We start from the raw sequence: 16815 nt of genomic DNA on the forward strand, positions 1-16815 counted from the left end.
GCTCACACTTCCTGGAGGGGCTCGCGGTAGGTCTCCCGGCTGCGCAGCACCACCAGCCCGGTGACGAGCGCCGCGGCCATCACGTAGAAGGCCGGGGCGAAGCGGTCGCCGGTGGAGGCGATCAGCCAGGTCGCGAAGTACGGGGTGATGCCGCCGAACAGGGCGACCGACACGTTGTAGGCGATCGCCATGCTGCCGTAGCGGATGTTGGTGGGGAACAGCTCCGCCATCGCCGCGCTCATCGCCCCGTCGAAGGCGGCCATGAAGACGCCGAGCAGGATCATCGCGCCCGCCGCGGCCCAGAACGTCCCCTGGCTCATCAGCACGAGGGTGGGGTAGGTGAGCACGAGGAACCCGACGCAGCCGACCAGCATCACGGGCTTGCGCCCGATGCGGTCGCTGAGCAGCCCGAACACCGGCACGAGGATCGTGATCGCGAGCAGCCCCACGACCGTGACGGCGTAGCTGAGCTGCTGCGAGTACGCCAGGTCCTTCTGCAGGTAGGACGGCATGAACGTCTGCAGGATCCAGTGCCCGACGGCCTTGAGGACCACGAAGCCGACGCAGTACAGCAGGGCCCGCCACGACGTGCGCAGCGAGGTGCGCAGCGGTGCCGCCGCCACCTTCCCGCGCTCCTGGATCGCCCGGAACTCGGGCGTGTCCTCCAGCCGCTGCCGCAGGTAGAGCCCGGCCAGCCCCAGCGGCAGCGCCAGCATGAACAGCGCGCGCCAGCCCCACCCGTTCAGCGCGTCGGACCCGAAGGTGGAGGTGAACAGGAACACCAGGCCGGCCCCCACCACGAAGGACGCGAAGCCGAACACGTCGACGAAGCTGGAGACGAACCCGCGGCGATTCGACGGCGCGTACTCCGCCAGGAGCGTGGTGGCGCCCGAGCTCTCGCCGCCTGCCGCGAACCCCTGCACGAGCCGGACGATCACCAGCAGGAGCGGGGCCAGCAGCCCGACGGCGTCGAACGTCGGCAGCAGGCCCATCACGACGGTGGCGCCCGAGGTGATGATGATGACCAGCGCGAGGGTGTTCTTGCGACCGACGCGGTCGCCCATGGAGCCGAAGAACAGGCCGCCGAGCGGGCGCATCACGAAGCCGGCCCCGAACACGGCGAACGCCGACAACAGCGCGGCCTGGTCGTTGCCCTGCGCGAAGAACTTCAGCGCGATGACGCTGGCGAGGGTGCCGTAGAGCCCGAAGTCGAACCACTCCACGAAGTGGCCGGCACCGGCCGCGGCGATGACCTTGCGCATCCGACGGGCACGGGCGGCGTCGTCGATCGCGGTGCGTCGGGCCTGCTGTGCGCTGGGGGCCGCGCCGGCCATCGGGGTGTCGGTGCCCATGTCGCTTCCTTGCGTCTCGGGTGAGGTGTCGCGACTGTACCGGATGGCGAATAAGAATTACCAGTGAGCGGTAAGAACCTTTCGTTTACCGGTACCATCTTTTCATGCAGCACCGGAGCGAACACAGCGACGTCGTGGTCGTCGGAGGGGGGCTGGCCGGGGTCTGCGCCGCAGTCGCGGCCGCGCGGCTCGGCTCCACCGTCTCCCTCGTCACCAACCGGCCGGTGCTCGGGGGCAACTCCTCGAGCGAGATCCGGGTGTGGGTGGTGGGCGCCACCGCGCACGGCACCCAGCGGTTCGCCCGGGAGACGGGGATCATGGGCGAGCTGTTCCTCGAGAACCAGTACCGCAACCCCGAGGGCAACCCCTACTACTGGGACCAGACGGTCCTCGACCTCGTGCGCTCCGATCCGTGGATCTCGCTGCACCTCAACACCGATGTGCGCACCGTCGCCATGGGGCCCGGGCCCGGGTCCGACGGGCCGCGGATCGCATCGGTGACGGGCTGGACGATGGGCAGCGAGATCGAGTGGACCTTCGACGCGCCGGTCTTCGTCGACTGCACCGGCGACGGCCTGGTCGGGCACCTGGCCGGCGCCACGTCGCGGATCGGTCGGGAGGGCCGCGCCGAGTACGGCGAGCCGTGGGCCCCCGAGGAACCCGACAGCGAGCTGCTCGGCAGCTCGATCTTCTTCTACACCAAGGACACCGGGCGGCCGGAGCGGTTCGTGCCCCCGCTCGTCGCCAAGGACATCCGCACGACCCCGATCCCGCGCACCCGGATCCTGCGCACCGGGGACAACGGCTGCAACTACTGGTGGATCGAGTGGGGCGGCGAGCTCGACACCGTCACCGACAACGAGCGCATCCGCGACGAGCTGTGGAGCGTGGTGTTCGGGATCTGGGACTACATCAAGAACTCCGGGGAGTTCGACGCGGAGAACCTCACCCTCGAGTGGGTCGGCGCCATCCCCGGCAAGCGCGAGTACCGCCGCTTCCACGGCGACCACACCCTCGTCCAGCAGGACATCCTCGAGCAGCGCCGCTTCCCCGACGCCGTGGCCTTCGGCGGCTGGTCCATCGACCTGCATCCCGTCGAGGGCGTCTACGCGGAGACGGCCGGTGCGCGGCAGCGCTACAGCAACGGCACCTACGACATCCCGTACCGCTGCCTGTACTCCCGCGACGTCGGCAACCTGCTGTTCGCCGGCCGCAACATCTCCGCGTCGCACGTCGCATTCGGCTCCACCCGCGTGATGGCGACCTGCGCGACGCAGGGCCAGGCCGTCGGCACCGCCGCGTCGCTGGCCGCCCGGCTCGGCGTCTCCCCGCGCGCGGTGGGGCGCGACCACCTCGACCTGCTGCAGCGCACGCTGGCGCGCGAGGACGCCCCGCTCATCGGCGTGCGGGCGCCCGACCCCGACGACCTCGCGCCGCGCGCATCGGTGCGTGCCTCCAGCGCTCTCACCTCGGTGTCCACGCTCGCCCACCGCACCGCCGAGCGCTACCCGCTCGACCGGGACGTCGCCGTGCTCGTGCCCGTCGACCCGCGGCTCGACACCGTCACCCTCACGGTGGACGCCGTCGCGGCCACCACCCTCACCGTCGAGCTGTGGGGCACCGGTCGGCCGCAGAACGCCGTGCCGATCGACCTCATCGCGCGCCGGGAGGTCGAGGTGGTCGAGAAGGATGACCAGGACGTCGAGGTCCGGTTCGACTGGCGGCCCGCCGAGCCGTGCAACGCGGTCGTCGTCGTGCGGGCGGACGACGCGGTGCGGCTGCACCTCACCGACGAGCGGCCGTACGGGGTACTGGCGATGGCCGCCAAGCAGGCAGGCGACGCGGCGTTCGACGACCACATCCCCGACGAGGAGAGCCAGCCCGTCACCGACTGGAACGCCCGCGCGCTGCGCCGGCGCGGGTTCGCGCTGTCCCTCACGCCGGAGACGTGCGCCTACCGGCCCGAGCGCGTCGTCGACGGCCTGCAGCGGCCCTTCGGCGGCCCGCACCTGTGGTCGTCGGCGCCCATGGCCCGGGGCCCGGAATGGGTCGAGCTCACATGGGACGAGCCGGTGCGGATCGCCTCGGTGCGCGTGGTCTTCAACGACGACGTCGACGAGGACCTGGTCAACCTGCACCACCACCGCACACCGTTCCGCGTCATGCCCGAGCTGGTGGCCGACTACCGGATCGAGGCGCGGACCTGCGGGACGTGGGTGACCGCGGCCGACGTCGGCGACAACCGGCACCGGCACCGCATCCACGACATCGAGCCGCTGACCGCAGACGCCCTGCGGCTGGTGGTGACGCGAACGAACGGCTCGCCGTACGCGACGGTGTGCGCGATCAAGGCCTACGCCGAGCCCAGCACGCGTTCCCCGGCGCTGCCCTGGCGGTGACGCCGGGCCGATCCGCCATGATGGGACGCAGGCCGTACCAACGGGTACCAACGGGAGGTGCGAGTGCCCGCCGAAGTGCAGCAGGGGATGAGCCGCGCCGCGTCGGTGCTCGCCGCCCTCGGGGCCTCGACGTCCGGTCCGATGCGCGCGTCCGACCTCAGCCGCGCCACCGGCCTCGGCGCGTCCACCATGGCGCGGCTGCTCGGCACCCTCGAGGAACTGGGGTACGTCCGGAAGCTGCCCGACACGCAGGGCTACACGATCGGCCACGCGATCCTCGCGCTCGCGAGCGCCGGGTTGAACCAGAACCCGGTCCACCGCGAGGCCCGCGCCCCCGCGCAGGAGCTGGCCCAGCGGGTGGGCCTGAGCGTCAACGTCGCCGTTCCCGAGGGCACCAGCGTGATCTACCTGTGCCACTTCGAGGGGCACCTCGCTCCGAAGTCGCACACCATGATCGGGCTGACCCAGCCGATCCACGCGTCGGCGCTCGGGAAGGCGGTACTGCTCGGAACGTCGGAGGACGAGCGCCGTGAGCTGCTCGGTGAGGGCCCGTTCCCGCGCTACACCTCGCACACGATCACCACGCACGAGGCCCTGACCAGGGACCTCAAGACGGCCGCCGATCGCGGCACCTGCATCGAGGAGCAGGAGCTCGCGCTGGGCAGGCTCTGCGTCGCCGCCCCCATCCGCGAGGCAACGGGTGACGTCGTCGCGGCGATCTCGATCTCCGGCCGGCTCAGCGTGATGCGGACGCAGGGCATCGACGCACTGGGCGAGGACGTCATCGAGACCGCGGACCGCATCAGCGTCGGGCTCGGCATGATCTCGGCCGTGCCACCGAGGCCATGACGCGGGCAGACGTCGGGATCGAGGACCTCGAGGCGCTGCGCGTCCCGCTGACGGGCTTCTGCTACCGGATGCTCGGCTCCGCCGCCGACACCGACGACGCCGTGCAGGAGACGCTGGCCCGCGCGTACCGGCACCTCGCGAGCTTCGACCCGGCACGCGGGCGGCTCAGCACATGGGTGTACCGCATCGCAGGCAACGTGTGCATCGACATGCTCCGCGGGGCGCGGCGGCGGGCGCTGGCGGTCGACATGGGCCCGGCCGCCGAGAACGGCGACCTCGGCGCGCCGCTGCCCGCGTTCCGGTTCGTGGAGCCGATGCCGGACGCGCGGCTGTTCGGCGTGACCGATCCGGCCGAGCAGGTGGTCGGGCGCGAGACCGTCCGGCTGGCCTTCCTCGCCGCCCTCCAGCGGCTCTCGCCGCGCCAGCGGGCCGCACTCGTGCTCCGGGAGGTCCTCGCCTTCTCCGCGCAGGAGACGGCGGAGATCCTCGAGTCGACCCCTGCGTCGGTCAACAGCGCGGTGCAGCGCGCCCGGGCCACGCTCGCGGCCGACCCGCCCGAGCCCGCCGATGTCCTCGACCCCCACGACGCGCAGCAGCGGGAGCTGCTCGACCGCTACGTCGCGGCGTTCCAGGCGCACGACGTCGACGCGCTGGCGCGGCTGCTGCGGGAGGACGCCGCATCGTCGATGCCGCCGTTCGCGTGGTGGCTGTCCGGCGCGTCCCGGATCGCGGCGGCGATGGCGGCGAGCGACGCCTGCGCGGGCGACCGCCTGGTGCCGACCGCGATCAACGGGTCGCCCGGCTTCGGCCAGTACCGCCCCGGCCCGGATGGTGCGCTGCGCCCCTTCGCCCTGATCCTCCTGGAGCTGCGGGGCGGCCGGGTGGCCCACATCGTCACGTTCCTCGGGACCGCGGGCCGGTTCACCGAGTTCGGCCTTCCCGAGCGGCTGCCGCGATGAGTTCCCGGGCGGCCGGTCGTATGCATCTCCATGAGCACATCCGAGATCTTCGAAGAGACCTGCGCGGAGCGCGCCCGGCTGCTCGCGCTCCTGGAACGGCTCACCCCCGAGCAGTGGGGCAGCCCCAGCCTGTGCGCCGGATGGCGGGTGCGCGAGGTCGTCGCGCACATGACCATGCCGTTCCGGACGACCCCGCTGCGGCTCGTCGCGGGCCTGGCGCGGGCCCGCTTCTCCTTCGACCGCTACGCCGACCGCGCGGCCCGGGCGGACACGGCGAGGATGACCGACGACGAGCTGCTCGGCCAGCTACGGGACAACATCCGGCACGGCTGGCGGCCACCGGGCGGGGGTGAGGTCGGAGCACTGAGCCACGACGTGATCCACGGGCTCGACATCACCGAACCGCTCGGCCTGCCGGCGCCGCCCGCGGAACGGATCGCCGCCGTCCTGCGCGGCGCCGGGCCGCGCAACCTCGACTACTTCGGCGTGCGCCTGGACGGGACGCGGCTCGTGGCCACCGACGCCGACGTGTCCATCGGCGACGGGAGCCCGGTGCGGATGCCGGTGAAGGACGTCCTGCTCGTCGTGACCGGGCGGCGGGCGCTCACGGATCGGGGTCCTCGCCGAGCGTCCGCGTGACGGCGGCCTCGTAGGCGAGCAGGGTGTCGACCACCAGGCTGCGCTCCGCGGGCGTCAGCGGGCCGAGGGCCTCCCGCCACGCCCGTGCGCCGGGGGCGAGCCACCGGGTGACGGCCGGGCGGACGTCGTCGTCCAGATCGACGATCCGCCGCCGCCGGTCGCCGGGGTCGGCGCGGCGGCGCAGGACCCCCTTGCCGCTCAGTTCGCTGACGAGCAGGCTCACCGTGGTCGGTGCGACGCTGAGCCGCCTCGCCAGCTCGGACACGGTGAGCGGGCCGTCGAGGAGCAGCATCGACAGCAGCGACAGGTGCCGCGGCGTCAGCTCCAGCGACCGCAGGGCCGCAGGCGGGGGCAGCTTCTTGACCCGCCCGACCAGGCGCGGGAACACGAGCATGAGCTGGCGGACCGCGCCGTCGACAGCTTCTGGTGTGGACACGCCCTGCTCTCGTCAGTAGCTTGGAACTACCTTTGAAACCAAAGGTTTTTCTCGGTGCTCCGGAGGACGGTATGCCCCATCTGATCGTGTACGCCAGCGAACCGGACCTGGCAGGCCGGGAAGCGGACGTGATCTCGGCGCTCACCGACGCCGTCGTCGGCGTCTACGGCGAGTGGGCCCGCGAGATCGCCGTCGTGCAGCTCGTCGGAATCCCGGCGGGCCGGTGGGGCATCGGTGGCCGGCCCGCGGAAGCGCCTGCGCCCCGCGTCACGTTCGGCATCAAGGACGCGGCGTTCGCCCGCCCGGATGCGGGCGACATCGTGGCGGGCCTGGTCAACGGCGTCACCGAGGCACTGGTCGGGGTGTTCGGCGAGCGCGTCCGCGCCGGCACGACCGTGGAGCTGGTGGGAACACCCGCCGGACGCAGCGGCGTCGGCGGCGAGGTCGTGCTGACGTAGTCCGCGCCTCATCTCAGCCGGTCCTGCGCCAGGACTTCTCGAGGTGGGCGGAATCCGCGCGCCAGGCGGCGATCGACGCCAAGGATCCCTGGGCGGCACTGACCGACTTCTACCAGCAGGCCCTGGCCGGCTACGCGCACCACCGCGCGATGGTGGAGAACTTCGCCCTGACCTGGTCGGTGCCGACCTGGACGGCACCCGGCAACTCCGCCTCGTCATCGAGGAGATGCGCGCCCGCGCCCGCGCCGCCGGCCCGCCGCGCCCCGGCGTGACCACCGACGACCTGCTGCTCCTGCTGCTCTCGCTGGGCCACGCCGTCCAGATCACCGGCGAGTGCCGCCCGCGGGTGTGGAACAGGCTGCTGCGCATCTCCCTCGACGGCCTGCGCGCCGACCACTGCGGACCACGTCCCAACCAAGTGCCCGCCGGTGGCGGCACTTAGCCGTGGGCAAGGTCGGAGAAGCGGCTGTAGTGCAGCTGGTGGGCCACCGTGATGGTGCTCGTGGGGCCGTTGCGGTGCTTGGCGAGGATCAGGTCGGCCTCGCCCGCCCGCGGGTCGTCGCGCTCGAACGCATCCGGGCGGTGCAGCAGGATGACCATGTCGGCGTCCTGCTCGATCGAACCGGACTCGCGCAGGTCGGACAGCTGCGGGCGCTTGTCGGTGCGCTGCTCGGGACCCCGGTTCAGCTGGCTCATCGCCACCACCGGCACCTCGAGCTCCTTGGCCAGCAGCTTGATCTGCCGGGAGAACTCCGACACCTCCTGCTGCCGGGACTCGACCTTGCGCCCGGACGTCATCAGCTGCAGGTAGTCGAGGATGACCAGCTTCAGGTCGTGGCGCTGCTTGAGCCGGCGCGCCTTGGCCCGGATCTCCATCAGCGTGAGGTTGGGCGAGTCGTCGATGAACAGCGGCGCCTCGCTGATCTCGCTCATCCGCCGCGCCATGCGCGTCCAGTCGTCGTCGCTCATCCGGCCGGCGCGCATGTCGGCCAGCCGGATCCGCGCCTCCGCCGACAGCAGGCGCATGACGATCTCGGACTTGCTCATCTCCAGGGAGAACACGACGCTCGTGAGGCCGTGCTTGACCGAGCACGACCTGGCGAAGTCGAGTCCGAGCGTGGAGTTGTGCGTCGGCACCATCGAGTGCCCCGCCAGATAGAGGTGCTCGGCGTTGTCGACCTCGACGCACCGGACGGGCACGCTCGGCACGGGCCGCACGTCGACGATGTACCGCGGCGTTTCGCGGTGGTAGGCGGAAGCGGCGAAGCGCTCCTTGTGGAGCTTGCGCTTGCGATCGAGTCGGAAGATCTCGTCCTCGGTGCTGAAGTTGAGGATGTGGGCCGTGGACGACTCCTCGCTGCGCCCGCGCACCCGCTTCGTGGTGGTGGAGCAGCGGTAGCCGAGGCTCACGACGAGCTCGCGCACCCCGTCGAACAGCGTGCGGCTCGTGACGCAGAACTGGAGGTTGCCGGCGCTCGTGACGGTGCCGTCGGTGTCCATGAGCCCGGCGAGCAGCGCTCGCCGCTGCCGCTCCGAGGCTCGCAGGTACTCCTGCGGCACGTGCTTCGCCCCGAGCACGCCGAGGGTGCGCAGCTGGGCCTGGACCGTGCCGTGATCGGCATAGCAGGCGGCGCAGCGCGGGAGACCGGACGACGGGCCGCCGCAATCGGGGCACGCCGGAGCGGGCACCGGCTCCGCCACGAAGCGAGCGCGACCACCGCACGACCGACCACACGTGCGGACCTCGCTGGTGCGGGGAACGAAGGTGGAGCCACACACCACACACGGACGAGGCTGCGGGGCATCCGGGGCCGGAAGCCGGATGCCGGAGCGTCGGTGCGGTAGCGGTACGACGCGGTAACCCTCGTCCGCGACGTACTCCGCGATCTCCGGATCATCGGAGGTGAACGCTGCGGCTGCCGATGTGCCGCCACCCAGCCACACGCCGAGCGTGTACGGGCCGATCGGGAGATCACGTTCGGGCAGCTGCAGCGGAGCACAGGTGTCGATCGAGTGGTTCACGCGGCTGTCGGCGGTGGCGCACCGGAGCGTGGCGGCGATCTCGGCGGTGGTGCGCACGGCCGGCCGCACTCGTGGTGCGCCGCCACGCGCACGCGCCTCCTGCCTCGCGCGGCGCGCGGCGCGATCGGAGGTGAGCCACTGGTGCGAAGCATCCGCCACGATGACGGTGCCGTCCGAGAACTCGACCTCGAAGCACGGACGCCCGTGGAGTACCTCCGTGGCCGCCACGATCCTCGTCGGACGACCGTCGGCGTCGAGGAGCAGATCGCCGACGGCGGCCTCACCCATCGTGGTCCACCCGTCTGGGGTGGCCAGAGGAGTGTCGAGCGCCAGTGCCTTCCCGAGACCGGGTCGCGCCGCCACCACGATCATCTGGCCCGCGTGCAGCCCGTTGGTGACGGCGTCGAGGTCGGCGAAGCCGGTGGGCACCCCGAGCGCGACGCCGCCGCGGGACGCGATGGCGTCGATCTCGTCCATCGTGGGCTGCAGCAGCTCCTCGAGCGGGACGAAATCCTCGCTGGTGCTGCGTTCGGTGACCTCGTAGATGGCGGCCTGTGCGCGGTCGACGACGTCGTTGACCTCGGCCCCGTCGGCGCCGTGGTAGCCGAGCTGCACGATGCGGGTGCCGGCCTCGACGAGCCGGCGCAGGATCGCCTTCTCCGCGACGATCTCGGCGTAGTAGGCCGCGTTGGCGGCGGTGGGCACCGTGGCGATCAGCGTGTGCAGGTACGGCGCGCCGCCGAGCCGGATCAGCTCACCACGGCGCTGCAGCTCGGCGGACACGGTGACGGCGTCGGCGGGCTCGCCACGCCCGTACAGGTCGAGGATGCAGTCGTAGACCGTCTGGTGGGCGGGCCGGTAGAAATCGTCGGGGCGCAGGATCTCCACGACGTCGGCGATGGCGTCCTTGGACAGGAGCATGCCGCCGAGCACGGACTGCTCCGCGGTGAGGTCCTGCGGCGGCTGCCGGTCGAACGCGCTGTGTCCGTCGGCCCCTTCACCGGCTGGGCGGACCGAACGCGGCCTTCCCGCCGGTCGGTCGTCGGCCAGAGCCATACGCAGCGTCACCCCCTGCCGCCATTGTATCGAACAAAGGTTCGATCCGCTCGACGACATCCGGATGACGCCCCGGAGAACGGGAACTGTCGGCCGGGTCGAGACCTCGCACCCCGGAAGGGAGGTTAAGGGCCCACCCCGTACCGACCAAACCGGCCTGTGCGCGAGGCTGTGGACCGGCTGGGGACGGATGGGCGCCGACCCGGGCACATAGCGGGGCGACATGTGGAAGACGTGGGGACAACTCACCGCATGCTGGGATCTCGGCAGGTCAGAGCACTTCATCAGGGTGTGGACAACTTTCTCTCGCGACACGCCGTACGCGGCTCGCTCGGCGTGTCGCAACCCCCCTGCAGATGGCCCACTCGGCGCGTCCGATCGATCACTCGGCGACGCCTGCGTCACTTTCCGGCGCGCCACCTGGACGGGGCACATCTGATGGCGCGCCGCGGCGCCGGGAAAGTGAACGGGGCGGAACACAGCCGTCGGATCCCCGCGCCGGTTGTTCACTGCGAGTAACCGAAAGCGACGATGCCGGTTCCCGGCGCCACGGCGCCCGCCCGGCCCCGTCCGTCACACACCAACATCAGCCGCCACACACCAACTGCAGTTCGTGTGCCGGCACCACGGTTGGTGTGCGAGCGAGGCTCTGTGGGCAGGTCCGGTGGGAGAGCCGAGCGGTAGGGACAAAAGAGCGAGCCGTGTTCGCGCTCACGCGAACACGGCTCGCTCTTCGGTGCCGTTCGGCCGCCGGTCAGCTCGCGACGACGGTGACGTCCAGCTCGGTGGTGACCTCAGGGTGCAGGCGCACCGTGACCTTGTGGGTGCCGACGGTCTTGATCTGCCCCGAGACGTCGACGGCGCGCCGGTCGAGTGCCGGGCCGCCGGCCGCACGGACGGCCTCGACGATGTCAGCGGACGTGACCGAGCCGAACAGGCGGCCGGAGTCGCCCGCCGCCTTGGCCTTGACCGTGAGGTCGAGCGCGCCGAGCTGGCCTGCGACCTCCTTGGCGTGGCCGAGGTCGCGGATCTGGCGGGCCCGCTGGGCGCGCTGGATGGCGGCGACCTGCTTCTCGGCGCCCCGGGTGGCCACGATGGCCAGCTTGCGGGGCAGCAGCAGGTTGCGGCCGTAGCCGTCCTTGACCTCGACGATGTCGCCCGGCGCGCCCAGGTTGGGCACGTCGGCGGTGAGGATGAGCTTCATACCGGTACTCCTCCTCAGCGCGCGGTCGAGGTGTAGGGCAGCAGCGCGACCTCGCGGGAGTTCTTGACCGCGACCGCCACGTCACGCTGGTGCTGACGGCAGTTGCCGGTGACCCGGCGGGCCCGGATCTTGCCGCGGTCGGAGATGAACTTCCGCAGCAGGCCGGTGTCCTTGTAGTCGATCTCCTGGGCCTTGTCCTTGCAGAACGCGCACACCTTCTTCTTCGGCTTGCGCAGGACGGGCTTGGCCATGGGTGGTTCTCCTGGTTGTTGCTGGAGGCGTGGGTCAGAAGGGGGGCTCGTCGTCGGCGATGGGGCCGCTGCCGGCAGGCGGCGCGGATCCCCACGGGTCGTCGGCGGGTGCTCCGCCGGAGTACCCGCCACCACCACCGCCGCCGCCGCCGCCGCCGAAGCCTCCGCTTCCGCCGCCGCGGCTCACCTTGTTGACCTTGGCGGTGGCGTAGCGGAGCGACGGGCCGACCTCGTCGACCTCGAGCTCGACGACGGTGCGCTTCTCGCCCTCGCGGGTCTCGAACGACCGCTGCCGCAGGCGGCCCTGCACCATCACCCGCATGCCGCGGGTGAGCGACTCGGCGACGTTCTCCGCCGCCTGCCGCCACACGTTGCAGCGCAGGAACAGCGCGTCGCCGTCCTTCCACTCACCGGACTGGCGGTCGAAGGTGCGCGGCGTGGACGCCACCGTGAAGTTGGCGACGGCGGCCCCTGACGGGGTGAAGCGCAGCTCGGGGTCGGCGGTGAGGTTGCCGATCACCGTGATGACGGTCTCGCCGGCCATCGCGTCGGCCCTCAGCCCGCGGTGGCGGGCGCGGGCGCCCGCTTCGGCTCGGCGGCGACCTTCTTCGGCTCGCGCCGCAGCACCTTGGTGCGCAGCACGGACTCGTTGAGCCCCAGCTGGCGGTCGAGCTCGGCGACGGTGGCCGGCTCGCAGGTGACCTCGAGGACGGCGTAGATGCCCTCGGCGTGCTTCGCGATCTCGTAGGCGAGGCGGCGCTTGCCCCACACCTCGATCTTCTCGACGGTGCCCTTGTCGGCCCGCACGACGTTGAGGAACGTCTCGAGGGACGGCGTCACGGTGCGCTCGTCGAGGCTCGGGTCGAGGATGACCATCAGCTCGTAATGACGCATGAGAACCACTCACCTCCTATGGACTGGAACGGCCGCGGTCCTTCCGCGACAGGAGGTTCTCATCGGACCCCGACAACGATCGCCGCCATCGGCGGCGCGCACGGCGCTCGGTGAGCACCGGTCGGGGTGACGCATCGAGGCTACCAGCGCGAACACCGCGGCCCGCGGGCGGGACCGGCATCCGGTAATCGCACACGCACCCACGGCACCGCTGTCGGGCGTGGTCACTACTCTGGCCCGCATGCTCATCGGGGCACACGCGCGCGAGGACGACCCGCTCGTCTCGGCGGCGGAACGCGGCGCCGACATCGTGCAGCTGTTCCTCGCCGACCCGCAGAGCTGGAAGAAGCCGCCGAGCCACCCGCAGGCCGCCGAGCTCAGGGACAGCGACCTCACGGTCGTGGTCCACTCTCCGTACCCCGTCAACCTGGCGTCGCTGAACAACCGCATCCGCATCCCGTCGCGGAAGATCGTGGTGCAGCACGCGGAGCTCGCCGCCGAGCTCGGCGCGATCGGGCTCGTCGTGCACGGCGGGCACGTCACGCAGGGCGAGGACGCCACGAAGGGCTTCGAGAACTGGCGCAAGTTCATCGAGCGGCAGGTGGCGGAGGGCGGGTTCGCGGTCCCGATCCTCATCGAGAACACGGCGGGCGGGGAGAACGCGATGGCCCGCCGGTTCGAGGACCTGGCGCGCCTGTGGGACGCGGTCGGCGAGTTCGGGGTGGGCTTCTGCCTCGACACCTGCCACGCGTTCTCCGCGGGTGTCGACCTCACCGACGTCGTCGACCGCGTCAAGGCCATCACCGGCCGGATCGACCTCGTCCACCTCAACAACTCGCGCGACGAGTTCGGCTCGTCGCGCGACCGCCACGCCAACATCGCCGACGGCACGATCGACCCGGACGCGCTGGTCGCGGTGTGCGCCGCGGCGGGTGCCCCGGTCGTGGTCGAGACACCGGCCGACGGTCAGGCCGCCGACATCTCGTTCCTGCGTGAGCGGCTCGGAGCGTGACACCGGTGGCGATGGCGGCGGCCGGCAACGGGTCCGGCCCGTGACCGGCGCCGCCGTGGGCACCGCTCCGGGCGAGCAGGTCACGCCCGTCGTGCACCCGCTGGCCCGCACGAGCCGCCTTGTGCTGGCGGTGCTCGTGCTGCTCACCGGCGTCACGCTGCTGCTCGGCTACGCGAACAAGGCCCGCTGCACGGGGCCGGAGTTCGACGACAACGGCCGCAGCACGCCCGAGTACGGCGTCCGCATCGAGCGTGACGTCTGCTACTCCGACATCCAGCACCTGTGGATCGGCCGGGACATCGACCAGCACCGCTTCCCGTACGTCAGCGGGTCGATCACCCCGGACGGCCAGCTGCGCGGCGGGTCCGTCGAGTACCCGGTGCTCACCGGGCTGTTGATCTGGGCAGGCGCGCTGTACGCCCACACCGACGCCGGCTTCCTCCTCGGGTCCGCGCTGCTGATGGCACCGTTCGGGCTCGTCACGGGGTGGCTGCTGGGCCGGCTCGCGCGGTGGCGGGCACTGCTCTGGGCGCTGGGGCCGCCGCTGGTGCTCTACGCGTTCCACAACTGGGACCTCCCGGTCGTTGCCTGCGCCGTCGCCGCCGTGTTCGCGATGCACGGCTGGCGCACCGACCGCCCGCTCGCGCAGCGCGGCACCGTGGCGGCCGTGCTGCTCGGGCTGGGCTTCGCGTTCAAGCTCTACCCGGGCGCGTTCGTGCTGCCGCTCGCCCTGTACGTCCTCACGGGCTCGCGGCCCGGCCGCCTCGACTGGAGTGGTGCGGTCCGCGTGCCGCTCGCGGCCGCGGCCACCGTGGTGCTGGTGAACGTGCCGTTCATGCTCGCCGGCTACGAGGGGTGGCGGGCGTCGTTCACGTTCCAACAGCTGCGCAAGGTCGACTTCACCACCAACTCGATCTGGTTCTGGGGGTTCCGCCCGGAGTCGGATCCCGACGACGTCGCCTTCCAGTCCACGATGGACTGGCTGTCGCCGACCCTCGTGCTGCTGTCGTTCGCGGTGGCCGTCGCCGTGGGCTGGTGGCGATACCGCCGCGAGGGCACCTTCCCGTGGGTCGGCGTGAGCGCGGCGATGCTGTGCGGGTTCCTGCTGCTGCACAAGGTCCACTCGCCGCAGTACACGCTGTGGCTCCTGCCGTTCTTCGTGCTGGTGCAGGTGCCGTGGTCGCTGGTGGTCGCCTACCTGCTCGCCGACCTCTCGATGGGCATCGGGATCTTCCGCTGGTACTACCAGCTCCACAACGACATCCCCTCGGGCATCTACGACGGCTTCGCCGCCCAGGCCGTCACCATCGGCGTGTGGGGTCGGGCGGCGCTGCTGGTGGCGCTGTTCGTCGTGTTCCTCCGGGCCCCCGACCGCCTGGCTGCCGCACCACCCCCGCGCCGCACCCCCCTGGCGGAGTCGGTGTCGTAACCCGGTGGCCGGGCCTCGGGAACGGCACCAGGCATCCACAGTGCGGTCTCGGGCAGGGCCTGGAGGCCACTCGATCGTCGGCACTCCCTTGTCCGGGCGGCGTTTCGCCGCCGGATTGTCAGACCCCAGCGGTACGGTGCAGAACCACAACATCTAGTAGCGATTCGGCATGAATCGCCTACATGTGGCATCGGAAAGGACACCGGCCCGTTCATGGCGCTTCCCGCACGCACCAGCGACACCGCCCCCTCGGCCCGGCAGCGGTTGCCCCGCTCCCGGCAGGGCACGACCACCTCCTTCGAGGTGGCGGGCACCAAGTTCTTCGTCATCGCGAACGCCGACGAGGCCGGGGCGCTGGGGGAGGTCTTCGCCAAGTTCGGCAAGGAGGGCTCCACCACGGCAGGGCTGATGGAGCTGCTCTCGATCGCCATCTCGCTCGGCCTGCAGCACGGCGTACCGCTGGAGACGTTCGTGGCGAAGTTCAGGGGCCAGCGCTTCGAGCCGATGGGCATGACCGACGACCCCGACATCCCGATCGCCACCTCGGTGGGCGACTACCTCGCCCGCCGCCTGGCCCACGACTGGCTGGACGCCGGCTCCCGCAAGGAGCTCGACCTGCTCACGCCCGCCGAGGAGGCCGAGCTGCCCGTCGACGCCTACGCCCCCACCCCGTTGCGACGGCCGGTGCGGGCATAGCTACCTCCAGGCGAACACCGGCTGCTCGAAGTGCGCCACCCTGGTCGCGCGGCCCTGCAGCACCACCTCGCGGAACTGGTGGAGCACGGCGGCCGTGGGTGCGTGCACGAGCCTGCCGAGGATGGGCAGCTGGATCACGGGCGCGTCCGACTCGGCGATCGTGACGAACCGCGGCTCCACGTCGATCACGTCCAGCGTCACGCGGTGCACCTCGGACACCTCCACCGGGTTGGGGTGCAGCACCGGTTCCGTGCCCGCCCACAGCACCACGGGCGTGATCAGGTACCCGGACCGCGTCGCGTAGTCGTCGAGGCGGCCGAGCTCGGCGTCGGCGTCCAGCACGAGCCCGAGCTCCTCGGCGAGCTCGCGGCGGGCCGCGGCGCCCGCGGACTCGCCGGGGTCCGTGCGCCCGCCCGGCAGCGCCCACTGGCCGGCGTGCCCGCGCAGCGTGGCCGCGCGCCGCGTGAGCAGGAACGCCGCGCCGTCCGCCACGAGGGTGATGCCGACGGCCGCCGGTTTGAGGTCCGGCCGGTCGAGCGGCGTGCGGGCGAAGCGGTGCAGCGCGGCTTCGGCGTGATCGCGGGAGATCGGCACACCGGCAGCGTGCCAGTGGTTCGGAGTGTGCTGAAGAGCCCAGCGGCGTCCAGGTGGCCACATCGCAGGGTGGAACGGTCGGTGCCTCGGTCGCCGACGTGGCTTCGTAGCGAGTGGTCGGAGGTGCCGGGGCGGGCGGCACCCGGCGATGATCCGCGGTTTCGGTTGTGGGTGCTGGTGCCGGAGGATGTCGCCGACTCGCGATCGGCCAGGTGTTCGGCGTCCCGGGCTGGTGGCGGCTGATCGACCTCCAGTCAGAGGAGCTGCGGTGGGCGCGCCGTTCCCGGCCGGTCGCGGCGTGCCTCCCGCGCCTCGCCCTGGCCGTTCGGGGGTGGCCGGGTTGGGTTCAGTACCGGGCCCTGAGGGTTGCGTGGCGGCCGTCCCCGGCGCGGGGGCACGCCAGTCCTCGACGAGCGTGCACGGCCTCGAGATCGACCTCATACGTCTCAGCGCAAGATCGAACTCCCATGAGGTCTACCTCGTCCCGGACAAGTGGCCGGGCGGGATTCTCGATGGCATGCGGCTCCGGGCGGAGCTGGTGGAGGGTGGCCTCGGGAGGGCATGT

17 protein-coding genes are annotated in these 16815 nt (G+C 71.7%); 9 read left to right on the forward strand and 8 right to left on the reverse strand.

The window, feature by feature from the left end; translation table 11 throughout:
* Window positions 1-2 precede the first annotated feature (2 nt).
* Window positions 3-1352: an MFS transporter gene (locus ABEA81_RS17995; protein WP_345606302.1), complete on the reverse strand. Its 1350-nt coding sequence runs from the start codon at window positions 1350-1352 to the stop codon at window positions 3-5.
* Window positions 1353-1456: 104 nt separating this feature from the next.
* Between ABEA81_RS17995 and ABEA81_RS18000 the strand changes: the two genes are divergently transcribed.
* The 4 genes from ABEA81_RS18000 to ABEA81_RS18015 all read left to right on the forward strand — a co-directional run bounded on the left by ABEA81_RS18000 (window position 1457) and on the right by ABEA81_RS18015 (window position 6198).
* Window positions 1457-3751 carry an FAD-dependent oxidoreductase gene (locus tag ABEA81_RS18000; protein WP_345606304.1) on the forward strand — a complete coding sequence of 765 codons (2295 nt, stop codon included), beginning with the start codon at window positions 1457-1459 and terminating at the stop codon, window positions 3749-3751.
* Between the two features lie 63 nt (window positions 3752-3814).
* Window positions 3815-4600 carry an IclR family transcriptional regulator gene (locus ABEA81_RS18005; protein ID WP_345606305.1) on the forward strand — a complete coding sequence of 262 codons (786 nt, stop codon included), beginning with the start codon at window positions 3815-3817 and terminating at the stop codon, window positions 4598-4600.
* Window positions 4597-5559 (forward strand): RNA polymerase subunit sigma-70, encoded by a 963-nt coding sequence (locus tag ABEA81_RS18010; RefSeq protein WP_345606307.1) that lies wholly within the window; start codon window positions 4597-4599, stop codon window positions 5557-5559. Before ABEA81_RS18005 ends, ABEA81_RS18010 begins: the two co-directional genes overlap by 4 nt.
* Window positions 5560-5589: 30 nt before the next feature.
* The gene (locus ABEA81_RS18015; protein ID WP_345606309.1) at window positions 5590-6198 is read left to right on the forward strand and encodes a maleylpyruvate isomerase family mycothiol-dependent enzyme; all 609 of its coding nucleotides are present in this window, start codon (window positions 5590-5592) and stop codon (window positions 6196-6198) included.
* On the opposite strand, the gene ABEA81_RS18020 is transcribed toward ABEA81_RS18015, so the two are convergent.
* Window positions 6164-6592, reverse strand: coding sequence for a MarR family winged helix-turn-helix transcriptional regulator (locus ABEA81_RS18020; RefSeq protein WP_345606411.1), 429 nt, complete (start codon window positions 6590-6592; stop codon window positions 6164-6166). The two genes, ABEA81_RS18015 and ABEA81_RS18020, sit on opposite strands and share 35 nt — an antisense overlap.
* Before the next feature lie 113 nt (window positions 6593-6705).
* On the opposite strand from ABEA81_RS18020, the gene ABEA81_RS18025 reads away from it, so the two are divergent.
* On the forward strand, window positions 6706-7092 hold the full coding sequence (locus tag ABEA81_RS18025) for a tautomerase family protein (protein ID WP_345606310.1): 387 nt from the start codon (window positions 6706-6708) through the stop codon (window positions 7090-7092).
* 226 nt (window positions 7093-7318) lie between these two features.
* Window positions 7319-7534 carry a hypothetical protein gene (locus tag ABEA81_RS18030; protein WP_345606311.1) on the forward strand — a complete coding sequence of 72 codons (216 nt, stop codon included), beginning with the start codon at window positions 7319-7321 and terminating at the stop codon, window positions 7532-7534.
* Here the strand turns inward: ABEA81_RS18030 and dnaB are convergent.
* From dnaB to rpsF, 5 genes are all read right to left on the reverse strand, one after another.
* Window positions 7531-10170 carry a replicative DNA helicase gene (dnaB, locus tag ABEA81_RS18035; protein ID WP_345606412.1) on the reverse strand — a complete coding sequence of 880 codons (2640 nt, stop codon included), beginning with the start codon at window positions 10168-10170 and terminating at the stop codon, window positions 7531-7533. The two genes, ABEA81_RS18030 and dnaB, sit on opposite strands and share 4 nt — an antisense overlap.
* A 754-nt stretch (window positions 10171-10924) precedes the next feature.
* A complete protein-coding gene (rplI, locus tag ABEA81_RS18040) occupies window positions 10925-11374 on the reverse strand; it encodes a 50S ribosomal protein L9 (RefSeq protein ID WP_345606312.1) in 450 nt (149 codons plus the stop codon).
* A 14-nt stretch (window positions 11375-11388) separates the two neighbouring features.
* Window positions 11389-11625 (reverse strand): 30S ribosomal protein S18, encoded by a 237-nt coding sequence (gene rpsR, locus ABEA81_RS18045; RefSeq protein WP_013678623.1) that lies wholly within the window; start codon window positions 11623-11625, stop codon window positions 11389-11391.
* A gap of 34 nt (window positions 11626-11659) precedes the next feature.
* Window positions 11660-12169: a single-stranded DNA-binding protein gene (locus ABEA81_RS18050; protein ID WP_345606313.1), complete on the reverse strand. Its 510-nt coding sequence runs from the start codon at window positions 12167-12169 to the stop codon at window positions 11660-11662.
* A gap of 11 nt (window positions 12170-12180) precedes the next feature.
* Window positions 12181-12519 (reverse strand): 30S ribosomal protein S6, encoded by a 339-nt coding sequence (gene rpsF, locus ABEA81_RS18055; protein ID WP_345606314.1) that lies wholly within the window; start codon window positions 12517-12519, stop codon window positions 12181-12183.
* A gap of 241 nt (window positions 12520-12760) precedes the next feature.
* On the opposite strand from rpsF, the gene ABEA81_RS18060 reads away from it, so the two are divergent.
* From ABEA81_RS18060 to ABEA81_RS18070, 3 genes are all read left to right on the forward strand, one after another.
* Entirely contained in the window at window positions 12761-13531 is a 771-nt protein-coding gene (locus tag ABEA81_RS18060; RefSeq protein ID WP_345606315.1) for a deoxyribonuclease IV, read from the forward strand.
* 40 nt (window positions 13532-13571) lie between these two features.
* The gene (locus ABEA81_RS18065) at window positions 13572-14960 is read left to right on the forward strand and encodes a glycosyltransferase family 87 protein (RefSeq protein ID WP_425570593.1); all 1389 of its coding nucleotides are present in this window, start codon (window positions 13572-13574) and stop codon (window positions 14958-14960) included.
* Window positions 14961-15173: 213 nt separating this feature from the next.
* The gene (locus tag ABEA81_RS18070; RefSeq protein ID WP_345606316.1) at window positions 15174-15656 is read left to right on the forward strand and encodes a TSCPD domain-containing protein; all 483 of its coding nucleotides are present in this window, start codon (window positions 15174-15176) and stop codon (window positions 15654-15656) included.
* Here ABEA81_RS18070 and ABEA81_RS18075 read toward each other — a convergent pair whose 3' ends face one another.
* The gene (locus ABEA81_RS18075) at window positions 15657-16250 is read right to left on the reverse strand and encodes an NUDIX hydrolase (RefSeq protein WP_345606317.1); all 594 of its coding nucleotides are present in this window, start codon (window positions 16248-16250) and stop codon (window positions 15657-15659) included.
* Between the last annotated feature and the right edge of the window lie 565 nt (window positions 16251-16815).

The organism is Pseudonocardia adelaidensis (genome assembly GCF_039543345.1).
Taxonomy (GTDB): Bacteria; Actinomycetota; Actinomycetes; order Mycobacteriales; family Pseudonocardiaceae; genus Pseudonocardia; species Pseudonocardia adelaidensis.

What these genes read in the sequence shown, in the direction of transcription:
- ABEA81_RS18010 (WP_345606307.1), top strand. Translation starts at nt 4,597, where the DNA reads ATGACGCGGGCAGACGTCGGGATCGAGGACCTCGAGGCGCTGCGCGTC.
- rpsF (WP_345606314.1), bottom strand. Translation starts at nt 12,519, where the DNA reads ATGCGTCATTACGAGCTGATGGTCATCCTCGACCCGAGCCTCGACGAG.
- ABEA81_RS18060 (WP_345606315.1), top strand. Translation starts at nt 12,761, where the DNA reads ATGCTCATCGGGGCACACGCGCGCGAGGACGACCCGCTCGTCTCGGCG.
- ABEA81_RS17995 (WP_345606302.1), bottom strand. Translation starts at nt 1,352, where the DNA reads ATGGGCACCGACACCCCGATGGCCGGCGCGGCCCCCAGCGCACAGCAG.
- dnaB (WP_345606412.1), bottom strand. Translation starts at nt 10,170, where the DNA reads ATGGCTCTGGCCGACGACCGACCGGCGGGAAGGCCGCGTTCGGTCCGC.
- ABEA81_RS18030 (WP_345606311.1), top strand. Translation starts at nt 7,319, where the DNA reads ATGCGCGCCCGCGCCCGCGCCGCCGGCCCGCCGCGCCCCGGCGTGACC.
- ABEA81_RS18015 (WP_345606309.1), top strand. Translation starts at nt 5,590, where the DNA reads ATGAGCACATCCGAGATCTTCGAAGAGACCTGCGCGGAGCGCGCCCGG.
- ABEA81_RS18050 (WP_345606313.1), bottom strand. Translation starts at nt 12,169, where the DNA reads ATGGCCGGCGAGACCGTCATCACGGTGATCGGCAACCTCACCGCCGAC.
- rplI (WP_345606312.1), bottom strand. Translation starts at nt 11,374, where the DNA reads ATGAAGCTCATCCTCACCGCCGACGTGCCCAACCTGGGCGCGCCGGGC.
- ABEA81_RS18070 (WP_345606316.1), top strand. Translation starts at nt 15,174, where the DNA reads ATGGCGCTTCCCGCACGCACCAGCGACACCGCCCCCTCGGCCCGGCAG.
- ABEA81_RS18020 (WP_345606411.1), bottom strand. Translation starts at nt 6,592, where the DNA reads ATGCTCGTGTTCCCGCGCCTGGTCGGGCGGGTCAAGAAGCTGCCCCCG.
- ABEA81_RS18025 (WP_345606310.1), top strand. Translation starts at nt 6,706, where the DNA reads ATGCCCCATCTGATCGTGTACGCCAGCGAACCGGACCTGGCAGGCCGG.
- rpsR (WP_013678623.1), bottom strand. Translation starts at nt 11,625, where the DNA reads ATGGCCAAGCCCGTCCTGCGCAAGCCGAAGAAGAAGGTGTGCGCGTTC.
- ABEA81_RS18000 (WP_345606304.1), top strand. Translation starts at nt 1,457, where the DNA reads ATGCAGCACCGGAGCGAACACAGCGACGTCGTGGTCGTCGGAGGGGGG.